Here is an 18,814-nt window from a genome sequence, read left to right on the forward strand (position 1 = left end):
GAAGCATCAACCAAGTGATATCTTGACGAGGAGTTGGACATGGCAGCTGTATCGGTCATCGGCACCGGCAATATGGGCAAGGCAATCGCAGCGCTGGCAGTCAAGGGCGGACACTCCGTTCAGGTGTTGGCCCGCGCAGACTCCGACACACCGGTGTCCGGAGACATCGTCGTGTTGGCATTGCCGTTCGCAGCGCTCGACAGTGTGGTCGCCGAACGCGGCACCTCGTTCGCGGGCCGCATCGTCGTCGACATCACCAACCCGGTTGACTTCGAGACCTTCGATTCTCTGACGGTTCCGGCCGATAGCTCAGCGACCGCCTACCTGGCAGCCGCCCTGCCGAACTCGCACGTCCTCAAAGCTTTCAATACCAATTTCGCCGGCACCCTGGTCGAAGGAAAGACCGGACAGGCCGTCACCACCGTGCTCATCGCCGGCGACGACTCAGACGCCAAGTCCTCGCTCGCCGACGTCGTCGGTTCAGCAGGGCTCGTCGCGGTCGATGCAGGGTCCCTCGGGCGTGCACGCGAATTGGAAAGCGTCGGCTTCCTGCAGATGACGCTCGCCGCCGGCGAGAAGATTTCGTGGACCGGTGGATTCGCGCTCACGTCTTGACTCGTCCCATTTTCTACGGAAGTCACGCACGCATGAATGAATTTGCAGATCCGGTTGTTGCGGCTTTCGGATCCACCCACCCTGACGCGCCGTTGGTCGTACTGCTACACGGCCGAGGATCCAACGAGCGTGACATCATCACGCTCGCAGCACATTTGCCGATGGCCCTTCCTACGTGGCAGTGCGTGCGCCGATAGCGGAGGGTGGTGGTTTCGCGTGGTTTGCCAACCGTGGAATCGGACGCCCGGTTGCGGCGTCACTCAGTGCGACGATGGGGTGGTTCCGCACGTGGTTGGATGGCGTTGCGGCTGCCGGCCGGCCGGTGCTGCTCGCGGGCTTCAGCGGCGGAGCGGCTTTCGCTGGTGGTCTTGCTCTCGCTGATCCGGCGCGATACACCGGTGTTGCAATCATGTACGGCACTCTTCCGTTCGACGCGGGTGTTCCGGTCGATGCTGGACGCCTTGCACACCTTCCTGTGTTCATTGCGCAGGGAGACGCCGACCAGGTCATTCCCAACGAATTGCTCTCGCGTACTTGGGAATACGTTCTGTCCGAGTCCGGCGCACCGGCAGACGCTCATCGAGACCCGGGCGGGCATGGGCTGAGAGGGTCGGTGGTATCGGCTCTAGGCGAATGGATTGCGCACCGAGTCCGTTTCCTCGAGAACCATCAGGCCCCGGTGCCAGGGCCCCGACGAGCGCCCGAGTGGTCGACCATGGCGGGCGGCGCATTGCCTGCCCGTCACGGCAGCCATCCGGATGTGTCATGGGCAATTCCACAGCAGCAGTTGTCGGATAATTCCCCGGAGGAGTTGCAGGAACAACTGTTGGCACACATCGGATCTCTCGACGGTGTGGCTGTGGGACCGTCGCACATCTCGGTCCCTGGAGCGCGTGCACTCACGCTGGACGACTCGTCTGCTGGGGTGGATGGTTTTCTCGTTTCATCGGTAGGCGAGTTCGCCCACCTGCATCCGCCCCAGGACGGTTCGCTGCACCTGGTGTTGCCTCCTGACCAGGCCGCGGATCTGGTGACGAAGGGGTATGGGCGTATGCACCCCTGGGCAGGAACGCGACTCGCTGTCGGGTTCGTCATGGTGTACGGGCCGCGGGATGCCGAAGAGCTGGACGTCGTTCGTCGGATCGTCGAGGCCAGCTACAACTTCGCTCGAGGCAGAATTGGGTCTGCGACGTGACAATCGCTGCAGAAGCGGCAGCAGCGCGGTTGTCCCAAGCACGCCGTTCCGGTACGACGATCGAGCCATTCAGTGACGTCGATCCGAGTGTCGATGCCGCGTGGGGATATTCGGTACAGGATCTCGATCGACAGAACCGCCGCGCGAACAGCGAGAATGTCATCGGTGCCAAGCTCGGACTGACGAGCCTGGCCAAGCAGCGGAGAATGGGAGTGGACACTCCGGTCGTCGGATTCTTGACCGACGCGATGACAGTCGAAGCCGATCGCGTGTCGGTTGAGTTGGAGCGGTGGGTTCAACCGCGCATAGAACCCGAAATTGCATTCGTCATCGCTCGTGACATTTCCGGACCCATCACTCGCGCTGAGGCTGCGGCACTCGTCGATTTCGTCACGGTTGGGGCGGAAATCATCGACTCTCGTTTCACCGATTATCGTTTCGGCCTGGCCGACGTGATCGCCGACAACACCAGCGCCGCCGGCATGATTCTCGGATCGCCGCATCGGTTGGCCGACATCGATGATCTTTCTGCGGTGCAGTGCGTCGTCGAGGTGAACGGGGTCGACGTTCGGAAAGCTCTGGGTTCTGCGGTGCTCGGGGACCCGCTGCTGTCGTTGGTAGTGCTCGCGCGGCATCTGGCCGGTCGCGGTGAGACGCTGCCTGCTGGTTCAGTTGTGCTTGCAGGTGCACTGACCGACGCCGTACCACTGAACCCGGACTGCCGTTATGCACTTCGCGTCGAGAGCCTCGGTGCCGTGCACGTCGCGCTCTGACAATCGATATACGAAACAATTCAAGATCACATGGACTCCGGCTGTCACCGGAACACAACAGGCAAGGAATTCTTCATGGTTACGATCGGCACCTCATCGCTAGAGGTTTATCCACTCGCATTGGGCGGCAACACCTTCGGCTGGACCACCGACGAAGACGCATCGTTCGAGATTCTCGACGCCTTTACCGCCGGCGGTGGCAACTTGATCGACACCGCTGATTCGTACTCCGCCTTCGCGGACGGTAACTCCGGTGGAGAATCCGAGACCGTCATCGGCAACTGGACGGCCAAGCGCAACAACCGTGACGATGTGGTGATCGCAACCAAGGTCAGCCAGCACCCCGACTTCATGGGCCTGTCTGCCTCCAACATCGTTGCAGCAGCCGACGCGTCGCTTGCTCGACTGCAGACCGATCACATCGATCTCTATTACGCGCACTACGACGACGAGACGGTGCCTCTGGTTGAGACCCTCGGTGCATTCGACGCGCTGGTGAACGCCGGTAAAGTCCGTTACGTTGCGATCTCGAACTACAGCCCCGAGCGCATCCGCGAATGGGTCGACACCGCGAAAGACAACGGTTTCGCCGCACCCGTTGCGCTGCAGCCGGAATACAACCTCGTCGCCCGCAGCGACTACGAGGGTGAGCGACAGCAGTTGGCACTCGACAACGATCTCGGTGTGTTTCCGTACTTTGCCCTCGCGGCGGGATTCCTCACCGGGAAATACCGCACGCAGGACGATTTCACCACTCACATTCGTAGCACGATGGCCAAGGGATACTTCTCCGATTCAGGTCTGGCCGTTGTCTCGGCCCTCGACGACATCGCTTCGGCTCACTCCGCCGAGATTTCTTCGGTGGCGTTGGCGTGGTTGCTGGCTCAGCCCGGCATTACGGCACCTATCGCCAGCGCCAGCAAGATCTCCCAGTTGCTTGCCCTGCTGGCCGCGCCTGAGCTGACCCTCGCTTCGGATGAGATCGACCGACTGACCACAGCGTCCGACGCTGTGTGATTTCACAGGTCCGATGATTCGGCAAGACAGACCTGGACCGGATGAGACGAGCCAACCGGCGCGCATGGAGATGATCTTCGTCCCCATGCGCGTCGTCGTCGATAGTGCAGTCAGCAGGACCACTGGTCGCATCTGCCCATTACACGCAACGGCATCGAACGGATTTGGTATCTTTTGGAGATCAATGCGTGAGATTTTGAGACAGTAAAAGAATTAATGTGGAGGCCAAGTATGGACCTCAGGCACTTCGAAGCGTTCATCGCCGTAGCCGAGGAGCTGCACTTCAGCAGAGCTGCGGAGCGGCTGCGCATCGCCCAGCCACCTCTCAGTCAGCGGATCCGGCAGATGGAAAAGGAGTTGGGGGTCGCTCTGTTCGTTCGGAGTACACGGGCGGTCTCGCTGACTCCGGCCGGTGAATCGCTGTTGGGTCCGGCTCGGAAAGTGGTGTCCGGTGCCGCCGAGGCGCGGGATGCGGCACTGGCGGGCGCTGCGGGCGAGTCGGGACGGGTAACCATCGGATTCGCCGGTGCTTCCAGTCGCATCGCTCTGCCCCAATTGGCCGGTGCCGTCCGCGATCGGTTTCCGAAGGTGGACCTGCAACTGCGTGGTCAGACGTACGCGAATTCAGCCCTCGAACAGGTCAGGGAAGGTTCGCTGGACCTCGGATTCGTCCGCCTGCCTTTCCTCAGCAGGGGAGTGGACTACGTGGTGATCGAGCGTGAAGAATTGATCTGTGCGCTCCCGTCGTCTCACCGGTTGGCACATCGACCGACGGTCGCGCTCTCGGATTTGGTCGACGAACCGTTCGTGACCTTTCCCGCGAACTCGGGGTCGAGTTTGCACGCCATCGGTGTTCAGGCGTGCGCGCACGCAGGTTTCCAGCCGCGGGTATCGCAAGCTGCGCCGGATTCCTACACCATTCTGGCGATGGTGGCGGCCGGGGTCGGCGTCACGCTCACGTTGAGCTCCTGCAAGGACATTCAGCCTTACGGGCTGGTGTACAAATCCATCTCGGACTTCACCCCAGCGTTACACTCCGCCCTTGCATGGAATACCGAGTCGGCATCTCCAACAACCCATTCGGTGGTTTCCGTGGCGAAGGCGCTGTTTGCGCAACGTGACTCGCAGGCGCAGTCTCCGGACGCATGAGCGAAAGCAACCCTCAGGGTTGGTTGCTCTATCTCAGATAGACCCGATTTGGGTCGATGTGATGCCGCAGCAGGTCGAGCTGATGCAAGTCCGGTTCGGGTAGCTCTACGATATTGCGTGCATGCTTCAGCGGCCAACCGGTCGCCTCGCTCACGACAGACGGGTCGACACCGGGGGACACGGCCACGAGTTCCAGTTCGTCGTACATGCCTTCGCGGGCCAGAACTCCTAGCTCGGTGTACACCTTGGTGACGCCCCGGCCGAATGGGCGTCCACCGGCGCGCCGTATGCGTTCAGGTCCGGGAGAAGTGCAGAAGTCCAGTTCGTCGACGAAGGATTGCGGATTGTGTCGACGCATGATCACGTGGACTTCCCGAGCATTCATCATCACCTCATGGGCACCGCCCGAACCTGGTAACCGTTTGTCCGGCTTGTGCCAATCTCCGATGACCGACGAGTTCAGGTTTCCGTATCTGTCGATCTGCGCAGCGCCGAGGAAGCCGACATCGACGCGGCCACCCTGAAGCACATAGCCGAAAAGCGCAGGCAGCGTCAGGACGGCCTCAGCACCTGTGATGAGCACGGAATCTGCAATGGTTGCGGGCAGTTCGCTGGGATGCGCGCCAGCGACCCCGGACTCGTAGACCACCTCGATGTCGGGTGCCACGGTCTGCTGAGCCAGGGCGACGACCACTGTCGGCAAACCGATTCCGGCGAACACGATCCGCTTGGCTGCGAGATCTCGAGCCGCGGTGATCGTGAGCATTTCGGCCTGTGTAGCGCCCCGGAGTGTCGTCGTGCCTACATCGTTCATCATCGCGGGATCCTTCTTCCATAATCGACGGGAGTGCTTTCGGCTCGTCCGACAGCCAAGCCATCGATTCGGGCGGAGCCGAGCTTGTCCAGATAGCCGAAATGGTCCTGCGCTTCGATGACCCACTCCTGGAGCCAAGCGATGAGCCGCTCGTGGTCGGCACTGATGTGCGCCCATTCGAGATAGAACGCGTTGTCTCGGTCGTAGTAGCCCTGAGCGAACGACGGATGGGCACCCATCGGCACGGGAACGACCGCGTCGACCGCATGGGACGGCAAAATCGTCCGGTTCGGGTCTCCACGCACAATGTCGTCATCGACGATCTCTTCCACGGTGACGATCACACGGTCTGCGGCAAAAGCGGCCTCGGCCTGAATGCCGGTCAGACCCCACATCTGGATGTTGCCGAGTCTGTCGGACCGCTGCGCATGGATCACTGTCACATCGGGGTTGATCGGGGGGACCACGTAGATTTTCTCCCGCGTTCCATCCGGACCGGGGAACGGTGACTCGACCTGCCGATAGTCGGGGTTGACGCTCGGGAGGTCACTGCCGGTGATGGACCGCAGCGGGTAGAAGGGAAGGCGTTGCGCACCAGCGAGATAGCGGCACACCATGCTGTGGTGCGTGTACTCGACGAATTCGAGCGGCGCGGGATCAGCTCGTTCTATGCGGCGTCTCAGCTCGCCGAGAGAGCCCGCCGAGGAATTGCCGATGAACGACGACACCAAGGTGGATACGCATCCTGCGGCCACCAGCTGGTCGGCGATGATGTCGGCAGTCATCCGAACCAGGGTCAAGTCGGTCAAGCCTTGACGAATGATCTCATGCCCTGCTGCCACCGGAATTGCATGCGTGAAGCCCTCGATGGACACTACGTCTCCCGAGTGAACATGTTCTGCAATTGCATCTTCGAGCGAGGCGATCTTGCTCCGGTCTACGGTTGTCACGTTCGTTTCTCCTGTCGGTGCACTGCTGGATGAGCTTGCCTGCCGGATTGTTTCGAGTCCAATATCCAAAGCGATTGTTTTAAGACGTTGAAGACATCAGTGCGAGGAGACCTGTTGCGGCTGAACGAAGGATCAATCAAGACGCATTGATATCGAAGGCCTCTGAATTGGTGTCGACCCAGTATTGGACGGGTCGCTTTGTGGCTTGCGACACTCGGTTGACCATCTTCGAAAGGAACCACCGTGGAGCTTCGACTTCATCACGTCAATGTCACGTCCGACGACATGGAAGAGTTGGGCAAGTTCTACTCCGACGCCCTCGGCCTGGGTGAGATCCCCAGCCCACCGATGATCGCCACCTCACGTTCTTCCGATAGCGGTGAATCGGGTGACGACGAATGGTCAAGTCGCGCAAAGTTCTATGATGCGGGCGATAAGGACGAGCTCCAACTTCATGCGACCCGGCGACAGCCCTACCTTGCGTTGACCGAGGGCCACACCGTGAATCCGCTCATCGGTGGGCATGTCGCCTTCCGAACGGACGATATTCAGGAACTGATGCGCCGGTTGCGCGAGCACAACATCCCGTTCGACGACTGGGGTATCTGGTCAGTGGAGGGGTGGTACCAGATCTTCTTCACCGACCCCGCCGGAAACATGATCGAGGTTCATCAAGTCATGGAGGCAGAAGAAGAGTCATGAGTGCCGCGTCGTCGGGACCAGGGTTGCCGACCTATGCACAGTTGCAGCAACGACCCGATGATGTACGCGGCACCGCGTGGGGACTCTTCGGCTGGGACGATCAGCTGGGGAGTCTCAATCATCTGACTGCCGCTCGGGTCGTCGCTGCGGCACGTCTGGTCACGGCCGGCCATCGCGTCAACCTCAATCTGTCGCTGTCGGCCTTTTCCGAACCGCTCATTGCGCACCGCGGTAACCCGGTGCACGAAGTGTTCGGGCTCAACGAGTTTCATCGGGACGATCGTGTGGACAGCTTCTACCCACAAGCATCGACGCAGATCGACAGTCTTCGACACTTCGCCCACCCCGACCGGGGTTTTTACAACGGGGCAGACCCAGCCGACATCGTCGCAGGCAAGGGGTCTCTGGGAATCCAGCACGTGGCTGCCTCCGGTATCGCAGGTCGTGGCGTACTTCTCGACGTTTCGGGTTACCGGAAGTTCTGTGGCCGCCCCGTCGATCACCACACCAACGAACAAATCGGCGTCGAGGATCTGGTAGCAACGGCGCGCTGGCAGAACGTCGTACTCGAACCCGGAGACATCGTGCTCCTGAGATTCGGTTGGACCGAGCATTTCGTCGTCGATGCGAACCCGTACGAGGGTCTGTCGGTGGGCCTCGAGCAGTCCGAGAAGATGGCCGCCTGGTTGTGGGACAGCCAGTTTGCACTCGTTGCTGCGGATAACGTCGCCTTGGAGGCCTGGCCGTCGGATCGTTCGGGTCTGCCGACAGTCCATGCAGAAGCCACTGGGGCCCTGCCACATTCGTCACACACGGGGATGCTCCATCGTATTCTGATCCCCCTGCTGGGCATCTATATCGGCGAGTTGTGGGACCTCGAAGAACTGTCGCAACGGTGTAGGGACATAGGGCGCTTCGAATTCTTGGTCACCGCAGAGCCGTTGAATCTGCTCGGCGGGGTCGGTTCCCCGGCCAATGCTCTCGCCATCCTCTGACATACGTCTGTGTACCGCGCAGGGCCGCATACGATGCGTCCTGCCTCGTGAAGGGAAATACTGTGTTGTTGGAAGGGAAGACCGCCGTCGTCACCGGTGGGCCGGGAGGGCTCGGCCGAGCTATCGCGTCTGCATTTCTGGCAGAGGGCGCGAACGTGGTCCTGACCGATATTTCGAAGGCCGCCCTCGACCGTGCGCGCGCGGATCTCGATGCCGGCGACAAACTCATCAGTGTCTCCGGTGACGTGTCGTCGGCGTCCGACGTGAAGGCGGCTGGTGCCACCGCGGTGGAGCAGTTCGGTACGCTCGACATCTGGGTCAACAACGCGGGTTTCACCCGCGATGCCACGATGCGCCGCATGACCGAAGACGAATTCGACGACGTGATCCGCGTACATCTCAAGGGTGCCTGGTTGGGAACCCGGGAAGCTGCGGCCATCATGCGCGAACAGGACAGCGGCGGGTCGATCGTCAACATGTCGTCTATCTCGGGAAAGGTGGGCATGATCGGACAGAGCAATTACAGCGCAGCCAAGGCCGGCATCGTCGGTCTGACCAAGGCTGCGGCGAAGGAAGTCGGGTTCGCCGGTGTCCGAGTCAATGCCGTGCAGCCCGGAATCATCGACACTCCGATGACATCCGGATTGCCGCAGAAGGTCATGGAGTCCAAGCTGGCGGAAGTTCCGATGAACCGTTTCGGTCGACCGGACGAAGTTGCCGGGGCGGTGCTCTTCCTTGCCAGTCCGCTGTCGAGCTACGTCACCGGCTCGGTACTCGAGGTCACCGGAGGTCGGCACATCTAGAATTCTCCAACACTCGTGATCGCCGATGCCGGTGCAGGATAACGTCCTTGCACCGGCATCGGCGTCTGTACCTACTTGTCGGTGCGGTAACGACTCAACTTGTCCGGATCGACGCTGACTCCGACGCCCGGACCGACCGGGATCTTCATGACACCGTCGCGAATGTCCAAGGGCTCGGCGATCAGATCGTCGGCGAGGTCGAGGTAGTTCGACAACTCCCCGGGCCGCGAATGAGTGGCCTTGAACGCCGAGCCGAACGCGACCGTTGCCGCTGAACCGATCTGAGTGTCGATCTGATTTCCCATGAGGACATCGACGCCCATTCCCTGACAGAGGCCCAGGACCGCAACACTGTTGGTGAAGCCCCCGCGCGCGGTCTTGATGCTCACCGCATCGCATCCGCCGGACATCAGTTCTCGGGACACGTCACCGGGGCGTGGAACGCTCTCGTCGCCCACGATGGGAATCGTGGACGTCGCTACCAACCGACGTCTACCCATGGTTTCCCTTGCGTCGCAGGGCTCTTCGAAAAGGCTCGTCCGGGAATCCGCCAGTGCCGGCAACGCCGCGATCGCTTCGTTTGCAGTCCAGCCTCGGTTGGCATCGACGTACAGTTCGATATCGTCATCGAGTTCGCGCGCGAGTATCGCGCACAGCTCGAGGTCCAGATCCATCGGGCGGCGACCGACCTTGATCTTGAATGCTCGTATTCCGTGTTCGTCGACGAAGTATCGGGCTTCGTCCAATACCTCTTGCGCGCTGTGAAACCCGAGCATGTGTGACACCCGCAGGTGATCCGAGTAGCCACCCAACAGCTTCGAGACCGACACTCCCAGGGTAATTCCGACTGCATCCCAGATCGCGATGTCGATCGCTCCTTTGGCGACGTCGTTGTGCACTGTTCGGTCGAGGATCGCGCTGATTCGTTCGCGCTCGAGAATCGACTGTCCGACAAGGGCCGGTCCGAATACATCGTCGATGACAGCCACTATCGAGCGTTGGGTCTCGCCGTACGTGTAGGGCCGCGGCGGTGCATCGGCGATACCGATGACGCCGTCACTGGTGTGTACCCGAATCAGAACATGGTCCGCTACGGTCACCTCGCCGCTGGCGAACTTCAAGGGCTTCCGGAACGGGATGACGTACGGAATTGCCTCGATCTTTTCGATCTTCATGATGTGGTGCACCTTTCGATCCAGTGTGCGTCGAGCATGGGTGTGCGGTCGGGCCCGACGGGTCCGACCGCACACCCATGTGGGGGTGAATTTTCAGCGAGCATCGATTGCAGTCGGATCCAGAGCCACCGTCGTCTTGGTGTGGAGTCCTCCGGTGACCTTGTCCGTCCATCGACTCATCCCGAAAACCAGAACGGCTGCGGCGACGAAGAAGCCGGACATGATGAGTAGGCCGGTCTCGCTCGATCCTGTTCTGTCCTGCAGGAAGCCGAACAGGTATGGGCCGATCAGCCCGCTGAGGCTGGCAAGGCCGTTGATCATCGCGAGGGCCACAGCAGCCAGACCCGCAGTGAACACCTGCGCAGGCATGGAGTTGAACGAAGGAAGTGAGCCGAAGAATCCACCGGCCGCGAGGCTGATGCCGAGCAGTGCGAGGTAGGGATTACCGGTCAGGGCCGCGGTCGCCAGTCCGACTGCACCGGCTATCTGAAGGATGGTCATGTTCCAGGTGCGCTCACCGGTCTTGGATACGTTCTTCGAGACGAGGATCATGACTACGGCCGCGAATGCCCACGGTATGGCCGACACCATTCCCGATGCGACGAAGCCGAGATCGAATTGGCTGCGAACGATCGTGGGGAGGAAGTACGCAATCGTCCAGTAACCGATCGTCATGCAGAAGTACAGGATCGTGAACGCCCATGCGGCGGGGCGACGCAGCACAGCCCAGAGGTACTTGATCTCGTGGCCGGGACCGTCGGGACGTTGTGCGGAATGCTTGGCGAGGTACTCCTTTTCGGAGTCATCGAGCCACTTTGCCTCCGACGGTCCGTTCGGAAGGCGGAGGTAGATATAGGCCGCGAGTGCGATGGCGGGGATGCCCTCGATGAGAAATGCCCAGCGCCATCCCGCCAGCCCGAAGAGTCCATCCAACGACAGCAGCGATGAGGTAAGGATGGATCCGACGGCGAGTGCGATCGGCACTGACAGGTTCAGCATCGAGTACGTCTTGGGGAGCATTCGTGGGGGACACCAGAAGGCCAGGAACAGCAGTGCACCGGGGGAGAATCCGGCCTCGGCGACGCCGAGCATTATTCGCACGATGTACAGCGTTACGTCGTTCTGGACGAACGCCATGAGCATTGTGCAGGCACCCCAGCTGACCATGATGCGGGCGAGCCACACTCGAGCTCCGAATTTGGCCATTGCCATGTTGGACGGGATCTCGAAGAAGCAGTAGCCGATGTAGAACAGCCCGGCGGCCAGCCCGAACGTTGCGGCAGACAGTCCTAGGTCCTCCGACATGGGTCCGGCCAGAACACCGATGTTGGCTCTGTCGATGTACGAGATGAACATTCCCAGCATGATGACCGGGATCACCCGGCGAAGAGTCTTCTTGTAGATCCGTACTTCGATGTCGTCGACGGGTGAATCGTCCGACGTGAGTTGGTTTTTCATCGGTTGGCTCCTCGGGAATACGATTGTGCGGTGCGTGTCCGGTGCTGTGGCGGCTGCAGGCGGGGTGTTGTAACTGCTGGACTTCCCGCGCGCCGCGTTCGATGTGCTCATGTGATCCACAGCACTTGCTGCTCAGGCGACTATAGGTACGCGCGGCCATCTCTGACCAATACCAATCAGCTGTACTTTCAGTGCAAAAATTGATGAATCCCGGACGCGGCCGCCACGTCGGCAGCCGACAGCACCCTTGATCCGGATGGGCTCGTTTATCCGTCGCGGATATGAATACGTCGCGATCGAGTATTGGACGTCATCCCATTTGGGGTGGACGCTCGAAGTCAGCGCAACACCGCGCAGCACCGTGTGGTCATCGATGCCCAGATGACGGTGGCGGCCATCGACTTCAGGAGTTCAAAGTGAGTACTACCCGACATGAGGGTGCCTACCTGGTCACAGGTGGGGCCGGTGCCATCGGTACTGCCATTTGTGAGCGGCTGGTGGACATAGGACTCTCCGTTGTGGTCGCAGACGCGAACGAGCAGGCCGCAGAGGACGTTGCAGGTCGTCTGAAGTGCGACTACGTGACGGTCGATCTCCGCGACCGCGCAAGCGTCGACGCTGCCGTCGAGACCGTGGTCCAGGAGCATTCCGCCATCCGCGGTGTCGTCAACTGTGCGGGCGTGACTCGATTGATGGACTTCTTCGAGATCTCGACCGAGGACTGGAACTGGATGATGGATATCAATGCGTTGGGAACGATGCACGTCATGCAGGCCGTAGGTTCTCGCATGCGGGATGCGGGTGCCGGCGGAAGTATCGTCAACGTCGCCTCGATCGCGGGGAAGGGCTACCGGCAGACGTCCAACGCTGCCTATGCCGCAACCAAGGGTGCTGTTCTCGCGCTCACCAAGGTTGCTGCGATTCAGTTGGCACCGTTCGACATTCGAGTCAATGCCGTGTGCCCGGGCCCCACCAACTCGCCGCTGCTCAACGTGCACAATACGCCCGAGGCGCAGGGACGAATCGCAGAAATGGTCGAGCACGTACCGCTGCGCCGCTTCAGCGAACCGTCCGATATCGCTGCCGCCGTGGCGTACTTGCTCATGGCGAATGCAGTCACCGGGCAGTCCATGAACGTCGACGGCGGCTTGGTCTTCGATTGATGCGCTGACGTCGGGCCACTCGGGTCGTCAGAGGACCCCGGATCGACATCGCCACCCCGGCACTCCTGGAGGGGAGCGCTGGGGCGGCGATGTCGAAGGACTCGGTACGAGTCTCAGCGGTCGAGGAACGTATTGATCGCCGAGGCAACCTGACCCGGATCGACGAGATTCGCGAAGTGGGCTTGTCCCGTCAAAACGTGTTTCGATACGTTGCGGAGCCTGGATTCCAAGTAGGCCGAGGCACCGACGAGATGTTTCGGGCTTTGTTCGCCCACGAGAAGCAAAGTCCTGGTTGTCGATTCGCCATATTCCGACATCACTGAGACACACGCGTCGATCTCGGCCAACTCTCGAGTCCAGGTGGGTGCGAGCGAGAGAAACAATCCCCACAACGGTGTCGCCGAAATGGCTTCCGTCTCGGCTGCAGGTGCTCGAATGAAATGCTCCATGGCGATTCGCATCGCCGCGTCGTTGTCGGACGCTGCGATCGCTGCCGCATACGGGGCGAGATGCTGCCCCGCGACCGGCCCGTCCACCGGTAGTGGCGGCTCGTACAACACCAGGGACGCCACCTGCGAACCTCGTCGAACGGCTTCGAGGGTGCAGATCGCACCGTAAGAGTGACCGACCAGGGTCGGTACTCCTCCGGTCGACTCGGCCGCCAGGGCGAGGACAGCTGCGATGTCGGCGGCCTCGGTCTCGAGCGTGTACTCCGGTGCGTCCCCGCTCAGACCTCGTCCTCGGCGATCGAGAACGAAGACCCGGTGGTCGACAGCGAGATGTGAGGCTACCTGCAGCCACGACTCCGCTGTCGAGATACTGCCGTGCACAATCACGACAGGCGAACCGGATCCGAGGCAATGTACCCCCAGCGAGGTTCCATCGGCCGACGTGACCATCTCGGTGGTGATGTCGTCTACGGGTGAATCAGGCTGCGCCATGAACACACTCCCATCATCGAGGTCGAAACTGGATACGGGGGGCGGTCACTTGAGCAGCCGAATCGAGTGCTCGTCGACGTACTCGCGCATTCCGGCTTCACCGAATTCACGGCCGATTCCGCTCTGCTTCACCCCGCCGAACGGCATCCGCAGATCGAGTGACTCGAAGGCGTGAGTATTGATGAACGTGCTGCCCGCTTCGATTCGACGCGCAATGGCCAGACCACGATCGGGATCGGTGGTCCATACCGAGGAGCCGAGCCCGTACTCGGAATCGTTTGCCCACTCGACGACCTGGTTCTCGTCGTCGTACGCGATCAACGGAATGACCGGTCCGAACTGCTCGCAGCTGCTGACCGGAGCGGAGTGTTCCACGTCGCGGACCACGTGAGGAAGAATGTAGTAACCGTCGGATGCAGAATCGAGCTTACGTCCGAGCTGCACGATCTTCGCGGACGAATTCTTCGTCTCTTCGATGAGTGCGTTCACCGAGTCGTACTGAGTCTTGTTGTTCATCGGCCCGAAGCTGGCACTTTCGTCGAGGCCGTGACCGACGGAGTACTGGTCCACACGCTCGCAGAAGGCGTCGGCAAATGTGCCGTACAAGGCGCGTGGAATGTAGATTCGCTTGACGGCGAAGCAGATCTGGCCTGATCGAGTGAACACACCCTTGAGCATCCGGTCCAGGGCGGCGTCGATGTCGACATCGTCGAGCACGATGGCCGGGTCGTTGCCGCCGAGTTCGAGGGTCAGGTTCTTGATGGTCCCCGCAGCTGCCGCCATCACCCGGCCTGCAGTAGCCGTACCCCCGGTGAAGCCGATCTTGCGAACGAGTGGATGGGAGGTGAGAGCCTGTCCCACATCGGCATTGCCGTGAACGACGTTGATGACGCCGGCGGGGAGGGTCTGGGCCATGCGATGCAATGCCACGGTCAGTGCGGCCGGCGCGAAAGGCGACGGCTTGATGACGATCGTGTTCCCTGTGGCCAGCGCGGGAGCCAGCTTCATCATGGTCAGCACCACGGGCATGTTCCACGGAACGACGGCACCAACGACGCCGCGGGGCACCCGCTCGACACTGATGAAGCTTTCGTCGTCGTCGAACTGGACGGGATCGAAGAATCCGTCGACGAGGCTGGCAGTATGTTGCATGACGCCGGTGCCGAGGCCGAAGTCGGTCTGGGCTTCCCACAGCATTCCTCCGTGCTCGCGCACGAGCTGTGCGGCGAGATCGGAACCGCTCCCCGCCAACGCATCCGCAGCGGCGAGCATCAGGCGTGCTCGTTCCGCCGAGTCCACGTTGCGCCAGGACAGATACGCGCGGTGCGCGGCCTTCACTGCGCGATCGACATCGTCGGGCGTGCCGACGGCGACGCGGGCGGCCACGTCACTCAACCTGCCCGGATCCACGACGTCGTCGTACCGATCGGAATCGGTCAATTCGTTGTCGATGAGATGGCCGACAGTGAGCAGGTCGTTCATGGTGGTCATGTGCGTTTCTCCTGGTTGTTGTGCGACGTGAGGGTGACGAAAATCAGAAGACGACAACGGGTTTGACGGTCGATCCGTTCTCGGAATCTGCGAACGCGGTGTTGATGTCGTCGAGCGTGTAGTTCTTGATGAGCTTGTCGAAGGGGAAGCGTCCCTGCTCCCAGAGAAGAACCAGCCGCGGAATGAACTGCTGAGGCACCGAGCTCCCTTGAATGATGGTCTTGAACGTCCATCCCTTGACCAGTGACGCGCCGATCTCGAAAGTGACGTCCGTGCCCGGTGCTGCCGCACCGACCAGCGCCACAGTTCCTCCGATGCCCAGGGACGCGGCCGCCTGCTGAAGCACTGAGGGAACCGCTGTGGTGTCCAGCGCGTAGTCGAGCCCCTTGCCTCCGGTGATCTTGTCCAGTTCGGCGAGCACATCCTCGCTCTTGCCGTTGATGGTGTGAGTGGCTCCGATGGTCTTGGCCAGTTCGAGTCGCGAGTCGTGCAGGTCGATGGCCACCACCGTGGTGCAGCCTGCGATCTGGGCGGCCATGATGGCGGCAGATCCGACGGCACCGGTGCCGAATACTGCGATCGAAGTGCCGGGTGCCGGCCGCAGGTCGTTGAGTATCGCGCCTGCGCCGGTCTGCAAGCCGCAGCCGAGAGGGGCGATGATCTCGAGCGGTGCTTTCTTGTCCACCTTGATCACGCTGGTCTCCACCACGTTGGCGTGAGTGGAAAATGCGGACTGCCCGAAGAAGTGCGAGGAAATGGCTTCCTCGCCGGCAGACAGTGAGGTGGAGCCGTCGCGGCGCGCACCTCCGAAATCTTCGGCGAACAGGTTCTCGCAGTATGCAACTCGTCCCGATCGGCACTGCACACACTTGCCGCAGTATGCGGCGGAGAGCACGACGTGATCGCCGACCTCGACGGTGGTGATATCGGAGCCGATCGCTTCGACGACGCCTGCACCCTCGTGTCCGAGGACGGCGGGCAGGGGCGTCGGGTAGATGCCGTCCCTGACGATGGCGTCCGTGTGGCACACGCCGGACGCGACGATGCGGACCCGTACCTCGTTGGCTCGGAGGTCGTCGAGTTCGAGCTTCTCGATGGTGAGAGGATCGCCGGTGGCGCGTGCTACAGCGGCAGTAACGGTGGTGCTCACGAGTGTGCTTCTTTCGATTCGGTGTCCACCCGCACAGCGGGCGACACAGTGGTTGCGGTGGAATGGTCGGCGGGCTGCCGGGTAGCGGAGTGACGATTACTGACGAGTAGGACAGCGAGGCAACCGATTCCGGCGAATGCTGCGAACGTGTAGAAGTTCCAGTCGACGCCCAATGCCGAGGATGCGATCCATCCTCCGAGAATCGGCCCGAATATCGCGCCCACGCGTCCGAGGCCCAGGGACAATCCGAGAGCCGACGTTCGATCTCTGTCACCGAAATACGTTGCAACGTAACCGTTGACGAGTATCTGTGTCCCTACAGTGCCGAGTCCTGCGATGGCGACCACGATCATGGCGGCGTAGAGCGGCAATCCGAGGCTCAGGGAGAGTATGGCGAGGACGGCGAGCAGGAAGGAGGTCACGGTCACCGGCTTGCTGCCGAATCGGTCTGCGATTCGGGAGGCGATCAGAGCGCCGGCTATCGCACCGAGATTGAGTACGAGAAGAAATGTCAGTGAACTGCCGAGCGAGTAACCGGCTTGGCGCATGATATTCGGTAGCCAGGTATTGACGCCGTAGACGAGCAATAAACCGCAGAAAGATGCCACGACGAGCAACGCCAGCGGAACTCTGCGTGCCCCGGTGAACAACGATGCCATGGTGCCGCGGCTCTCGGATGTAGTGGCCGGGGCGGCAGTGATGCCGAATTTCTCGGCGAGAGCATGGGCTTCGTCGATCCTGCCCTTGCCTACAAGGAATGCGGCCGATTCGGGAAGGTAGCGCCACGTCAGCGGAACGATCGTGACGAGCGGAAGCAAACCGAGCGCGTACATGACGCGGAAACTGTTTTCGGGAAGCAATGCCAGGGCCGACAGCGCGGCGAGCACGCCGCCCACCGAGTAACCGCTGTACATCAGAGCGTTGTTGAACTGGCGACGAGCAGGGGGCGAGTACTCGATTGTCAGCGCGATGACAGTCGGAACGACACCGCCTAGTCCCAGCCCGCCGAGGAAGCGGAGAAGACCGAAGATCTCCGGGTTGGGGGCCAGCGCGGTCAGACCCATGAGAACGGAGAACGAGATCAACGAGGTCAGAATGATCGCGCGGGCTCCGACTCGGGGTGCCAGCCAGCCGGACACCAGGGCGCCGAGGAGCATTCCCATCAGCGCATAGCTACCGATGGTGCCGACCTGGCCCGGTGTCAGTTCCCATTGCTGATACGCGAGAAGAGACGGGACAGTGGTTCCGTAGACGACCAGGTCGTAGCCGTCGAAGACGATGATCACGAAGCAGAGAGCTACGACGGTCGAGCTGGAACGGCGGGCGCCCGACGGGCTTGGCCTATTCGTGGCCAGGGGATTCACCTGATTCCTCCGATGATAGGTGTTCGAACACCGGCCGATGCGATCTCGCGCAGATTCGGATGACCCCAAATGTGCGAGTCGGCTATGTGAGTACAGTCACTATGTGACAGAATGGTCGTGAAAGTCAAGAGGAATGACACATGTAAGTCGATCGGTGATCGACACAGGTGAGAGGAGGGGTCGATGCGACCACGTGCTCTGGTGTTCGACCTGTACGGGGAGTACTTCCGTTACACCGGCGGAGCGGCCAAGTTGGGCACTCTGACGGAGTTGATGGAGGTCTTCGGTATCGAATCGGCGACGGTGCGCGTCGTGATGGCGCGGCTGCGCAAAGAGGGGTGGTTCGACTCGACCAAGAGTGGTCGAGAGGTGTCCTACCTGCTCAACGAAAAGAGTTGGCGGCTGCTCGACGACGGTCGGGCTCGCATCTTCGAGCGGCACTTCGACGACTGGGACCGCACGTGGACGCAGGCCTTGGTCGATGAGGAAGGGCTGGGGCGAGAGCAGCGCAAGCGCATCGAGACGGCCCTGAACTGGTACGGGTTCGGCGAATACGGTTCTGCGACATGGTTCTCGCCGCATGACAGGGAGAAGCAGCTACGCGAAATGCTCAGCGGGGAAGACGAGCTACGGATCCAATTCCTGCGGAGTCAGACATCCGGGCTGACGAACGATCGCTCCATAGCCGATCGTTGCTGGGACCTCGCCGAACTGGGGGGCGAGTACCAGGCCTTCATCGAGGAGTTCCAGCCGCGATTGGCGGGCTTCCGTCGTGGGCTCGGCGGCCGGCAGGCGCTGGTCGAACGAATGAAACTGATTCAGAACTACCGTCGTTACCCGTTCCGCGATCCCGACCTGCCCGACACTCTGTTGCCTCCGGGTTGGCGTGGCCGTGCTGCGCACGAGGTGTTCACCGAGTGTCACGACGAACTGCGTACGAGTGCCGAGGCGTTCGTGCTCGAGGCCTCGGGAGATGCGCCGACGGCGAAGCCCTAGACGGCTTATATGTAACAAAAAGATTGACTTTGAATAGATTTATGACACACAATAAATTGGTCG

18 protein-coding genes are annotated in these 18,814 nt (G+C 61.3%); 10 read left to right on the forward strand and 8 right to left on the reverse strand.

The window, feature by feature from the left end:
* The first annotated feature begins 39 nt into the window (after nucleotides 1–39).
* The 5 genes from CH305_RS21180 (at nucleotide 40) to CH305_RS21200 (ending at nucleotide 4,749) form a co-directional block, all read left to right on the forward strand.
* On the forward strand, nucleotides 40–615 hold the full coding sequence (locus CH305_RS21180; protein WP_094704830.1) for an NADPH-dependent F420 reductase: 576 nt from the start codon (nucleotides 40–42) through the stop codon (nucleotides 613–615).
* Nucleotides 616–790: 175 nt separating this feature from the next.
* On the forward strand, nucleotides 791–1,810 hold the full coding sequence (locus tag CH305_RS21185) for a luciferase family protein (protein WP_218828611.1): 1,020 nt from the start codon (nucleotides 791–793) through the stop codon (nucleotides 1,808–1,810).
* The gene (locus CH305_RS21190; RefSeq protein WP_094704831.1) at nucleotides 1,807–2,583 is read left to right on the forward strand and encodes a 2-keto-4-pentenoate hydratase; all 777 of its coding nucleotides are present in this window, start codon (nucleotides 1,807–1,809) and stop codon (nucleotides 2,581–2,583) included. The genes CH305_RS21185 and CH305_RS21190 overlap by 4 nt, the downstream gene beginning before the upstream one ends.
* Before the next feature lie 75 nt (nucleotides 2,584–2,658).
* Complete coding sequence (locus tag CH305_RS21195; RefSeq protein WP_094705204.1) at nucleotides 2,659–3,600, forward strand: aldo/keto reductase; 942 nt, start codon at nucleotides 2,659–2,661, stop codon at nucleotides 3,598–3,600.
* A 231-nt stretch (nucleotides 3,601–3,831) separates the two neighbouring features.
* Nucleotides 3,832–4,749, forward strand: coding sequence for a LysR family transcriptional regulator (locus CH305_RS21200; RefSeq protein ID WP_094704832.1), 918 nt, complete (start codon nucleotides 3,832–3,834; stop codon nucleotides 4,747–4,749).
* Between the two features lie 28 nt (nucleotides 4,750–4,777).
* On the opposite strand, the gene CH305_RS21205 is transcribed toward CH305_RS21200, so the two are convergent.
* Nucleotides 4,778–5,566, reverse strand: coding sequence for a CoA-transferase subunit beta (locus tag CH305_RS21205; protein WP_256983936.1), 789 nt, complete (start codon nucleotides 5,564–5,566; stop codon nucleotides 4,778–4,780).
* Nucleotides 5,563–6,513 (reverse strand): CoA transferase subunit A, encoded by a 951-nt coding sequence (locus CH305_RS21210; protein WP_094704833.1) that lies wholly within the window; start codon nucleotides 6,511–6,513, stop codon nucleotides 5,563–5,565. The genes CH305_RS21205 and CH305_RS21210 overlap by 4 nt, the downstream gene beginning before the upstream one ends.
* Before the next feature lie 243 nt (nucleotides 6,514–6,756).
* On the opposite strand from CH305_RS21210, the gene CH305_RS21215 reads away from it, so the two are divergent.
* From CH305_RS21215 to fabG, 3 genes are all read left to right on the forward strand, one after another.
* On the forward strand, nucleotides 6,757–7,215 hold the full coding sequence (locus CH305_RS21215) for a VOC family protein (RefSeq protein ID WP_094704834.1): 459 nt from the start codon (nucleotides 6,757–6,759) through the stop codon (nucleotides 7,213–7,215).
* A complete protein-coding gene (locus CH305_RS21220) occupies nucleotides 7,212–8,210 on the forward strand; it encodes a cyclase family protein (protein WP_094704835.1) in 999 nt (332 codons plus the stop codon). The genes CH305_RS21215 and CH305_RS21220 overlap by 4 nt, the downstream gene beginning before the upstream one ends.
* A gap of 65 nt (nucleotides 8,211–8,275) precedes the next feature.
* Nucleotides 8,276–9,013, forward strand: coding sequence for a 3-oxoacyl-ACP reductase FabG (gene fabG, locus CH305_RS21225; RefSeq protein ID WP_094705208.1), 738 nt, complete (start codon nucleotides 8,276–8,278; stop codon nucleotides 9,011–9,013).
* Nucleotides 9,014–9,084: 71 nt separating this feature from the next.
* Here the strand turns inward: fabG and CH305_RS21230 are convergent, their stop codons facing one another.
* Together CH305_RS21230 and CH305_RS21235 are read right to left on the reverse strand one after the other, a co-directional pair.
* Nucleotides 9,085–10,188 carry a mandelate racemase/muconate lactonizing enzyme family protein gene (locus tag CH305_RS21230; protein ID WP_094704836.1) on the reverse strand — a complete coding sequence of 368 codons (1,104 nt, stop codon included), beginning with the start codon at nucleotides 10,186–10,188 and terminating at the stop codon, nucleotides 9,085–9,087.
* A 93-nt stretch (nucleotides 10,189–10,281) separates the two neighbouring features.
* On the reverse strand, nucleotides 10,282–11,646 hold the full coding sequence (locus CH305_RS21235; protein WP_094704837.1) for an MFS transporter: 1,365 nt from the start codon (nucleotides 11,644–11,646) through the stop codon (nucleotides 10,282–10,284).
* Between the two features lie 416 nt (nucleotides 11,647–12,062).
* On the opposite strand from CH305_RS21235, the gene CH305_RS21240 reads away from it, so the two are divergent.
* Nucleotides 12,063–12,809, forward strand: coding sequence for an SDR family NAD(P)-dependent oxidoreductase (locus tag CH305_RS21240; RefSeq protein WP_179278370.1), 747 nt, complete (start codon nucleotides 12,063–12,065; stop codon nucleotides 12,807–12,809).
* A gap of 113 nt (nucleotides 12,810–12,922) precedes the next feature.
* On the opposite strand, the gene CH305_RS21245 is transcribed toward CH305_RS21240, so the two are convergent.
* Genes CH305_RS21245 through CH305_RS21260 form a run of 4 tightly spaced genes read right to left on the reverse strand, consistent with a single transcriptional unit; the run spans nucleotide 12,923 to nucleotide 17,677 of the window.
* Nucleotides 12,923–13,750 carry an alpha/beta fold hydrolase gene (locus CH305_RS21245; RefSeq protein ID WP_094705210.1) on the reverse strand — a complete coding sequence of 276 codons (828 nt, stop codon included), beginning with the start codon at nucleotides 13,748–13,750 and terminating at the stop codon, nucleotides 12,923–12,925.
* Between the two features lie 45 nt (nucleotides 13,751–13,795).
* Nucleotides 13,796–15,241 carry an aldehyde dehydrogenase family protein gene (locus tag CH305_RS21250; RefSeq protein WP_094704839.1) on the reverse strand — a complete coding sequence of 482 codons (1,446 nt, stop codon included), beginning with the start codon at nucleotides 15,239–15,241 and terminating at the stop codon, nucleotides 13,796–13,798.
* A 43-nt stretch (nucleotides 15,242–15,284) separates the two neighbouring features.
* Entirely contained in the window at nucleotides 15,285–16,391 is a 1,107-nt protein-coding gene (locus CH305_RS21255) for an NAD(P)-dependent alcohol dehydrogenase (RefSeq protein ID WP_094704840.1), read from the reverse strand.
* Nucleotides 16,388–17,677, reverse strand: coding sequence for an MFS transporter (locus tag CH305_RS21260; protein WP_256983939.1), 1,290 nt, complete (start codon nucleotides 17,675–17,677; stop codon nucleotides 16,388–16,390). Before CH305_RS21260 ends, CH305_RS21255 begins: the two co-directional genes overlap by 4 nt.
* A gap of 261 nt (nucleotides 17,678–17,938) precedes the next feature.
* Here CH305_RS21260 and CH305_RS21265 point away from each other — a divergent pair, with 261 nt between their 5' ends.
* Nucleotides 17,939–18,751, forward strand: a complete 813-nt coding sequence (locus CH305_RS21265; RefSeq protein ID WP_037150285.1) for a PaaX family transcriptional regulator C-terminal domain-containing protein — start codon at nucleotides 17,939–17,941, stop codon at nucleotides 18,749–18,751.
* Nucleotides 18,752–18,814: the final 63 nt, after the last annotated feature.

Source organism: Rhodococcus sp. 15-649-2-2 (assembly GCF_002258645.1).
In the GTDB taxonomy this organism is placed as follows: domain Bacteria; phylum Actinomycetota; class Actinomycetes; order Mycobacteriales; family Mycobacteriaceae; genus Rhodococcoides.

What these genes read in the sequence shown, in the direction of transcription:
- CH305_RS21180 (WP_094704830.1), top strand. Translation starts at nt 40, where the DNA reads ATGGCAGCTGTATCGGTCATCGGCACCGGCAATATGGGCAAGGCAATC.
- CH305_RS21195 (WP_094705204.1), top strand. Translation starts at nt 2,659, where the DNA reads ATGGTTACGATCGGCACCTCATCGCTAGAGGTTTATCCACTCGCATTG.
- CH305_RS21200 (WP_094704832.1), top strand. Translation starts at nt 3,832, where the DNA reads ATGGACCTCAGGCACTTCGAAGCGTTCATCGCCGTAGCCGAGGAGCTG.
- CH305_RS21205 (WP_256983936.1), bottom strand. Translation starts at nt 5,566, where the DNA reads ATGATGAACGATGTAGGCACGACGACACTCCGGGGCGCTACACAGGCC.
- CH305_RS21220 (WP_094704835.1), top strand. Translation starts at nt 7,212, where the DNA reads ATGAGTGCCGCGTCGTCGGGACCAGGGTTGCCGACCTATGCACAGTTG.
- CH305_RS21230 (WP_094704836.1), bottom strand. Translation starts at nt 10,188, where the DNA reads ATGAAGATCGAAAAGATCGAGGCAATTCCGTACGTCATCCCGTTCCGG.
- CH305_RS21235 (WP_094704837.1), bottom strand. Translation starts at nt 11,646, where the DNA reads ATGAAAAACCAACTCACGTCGGACGATTCACCCGTCGACGACATCGAA.
- CH305_RS21245 (WP_094705210.1), bottom strand. Translation starts at nt 13,750, where the DNA reads ATGGCGCAGCCTGATTCACCCGTAGACGACATCACCACCGAGATGGTC.
- CH305_RS21250 (WP_094704839.1), bottom strand. Translation starts at nt 15,241, where the DNA reads ATGACCACCATGAACGACCTGCTCACTGTCGGCCATCTCATCGACAAC.
- CH305_RS21265 (WP_037150285.1), top strand. Translation starts at nt 17,939, where the DNA reads ATGCGACCACGTGCTCTGGTGTTCGACCTGTACGGGGAGTACTTCCGT.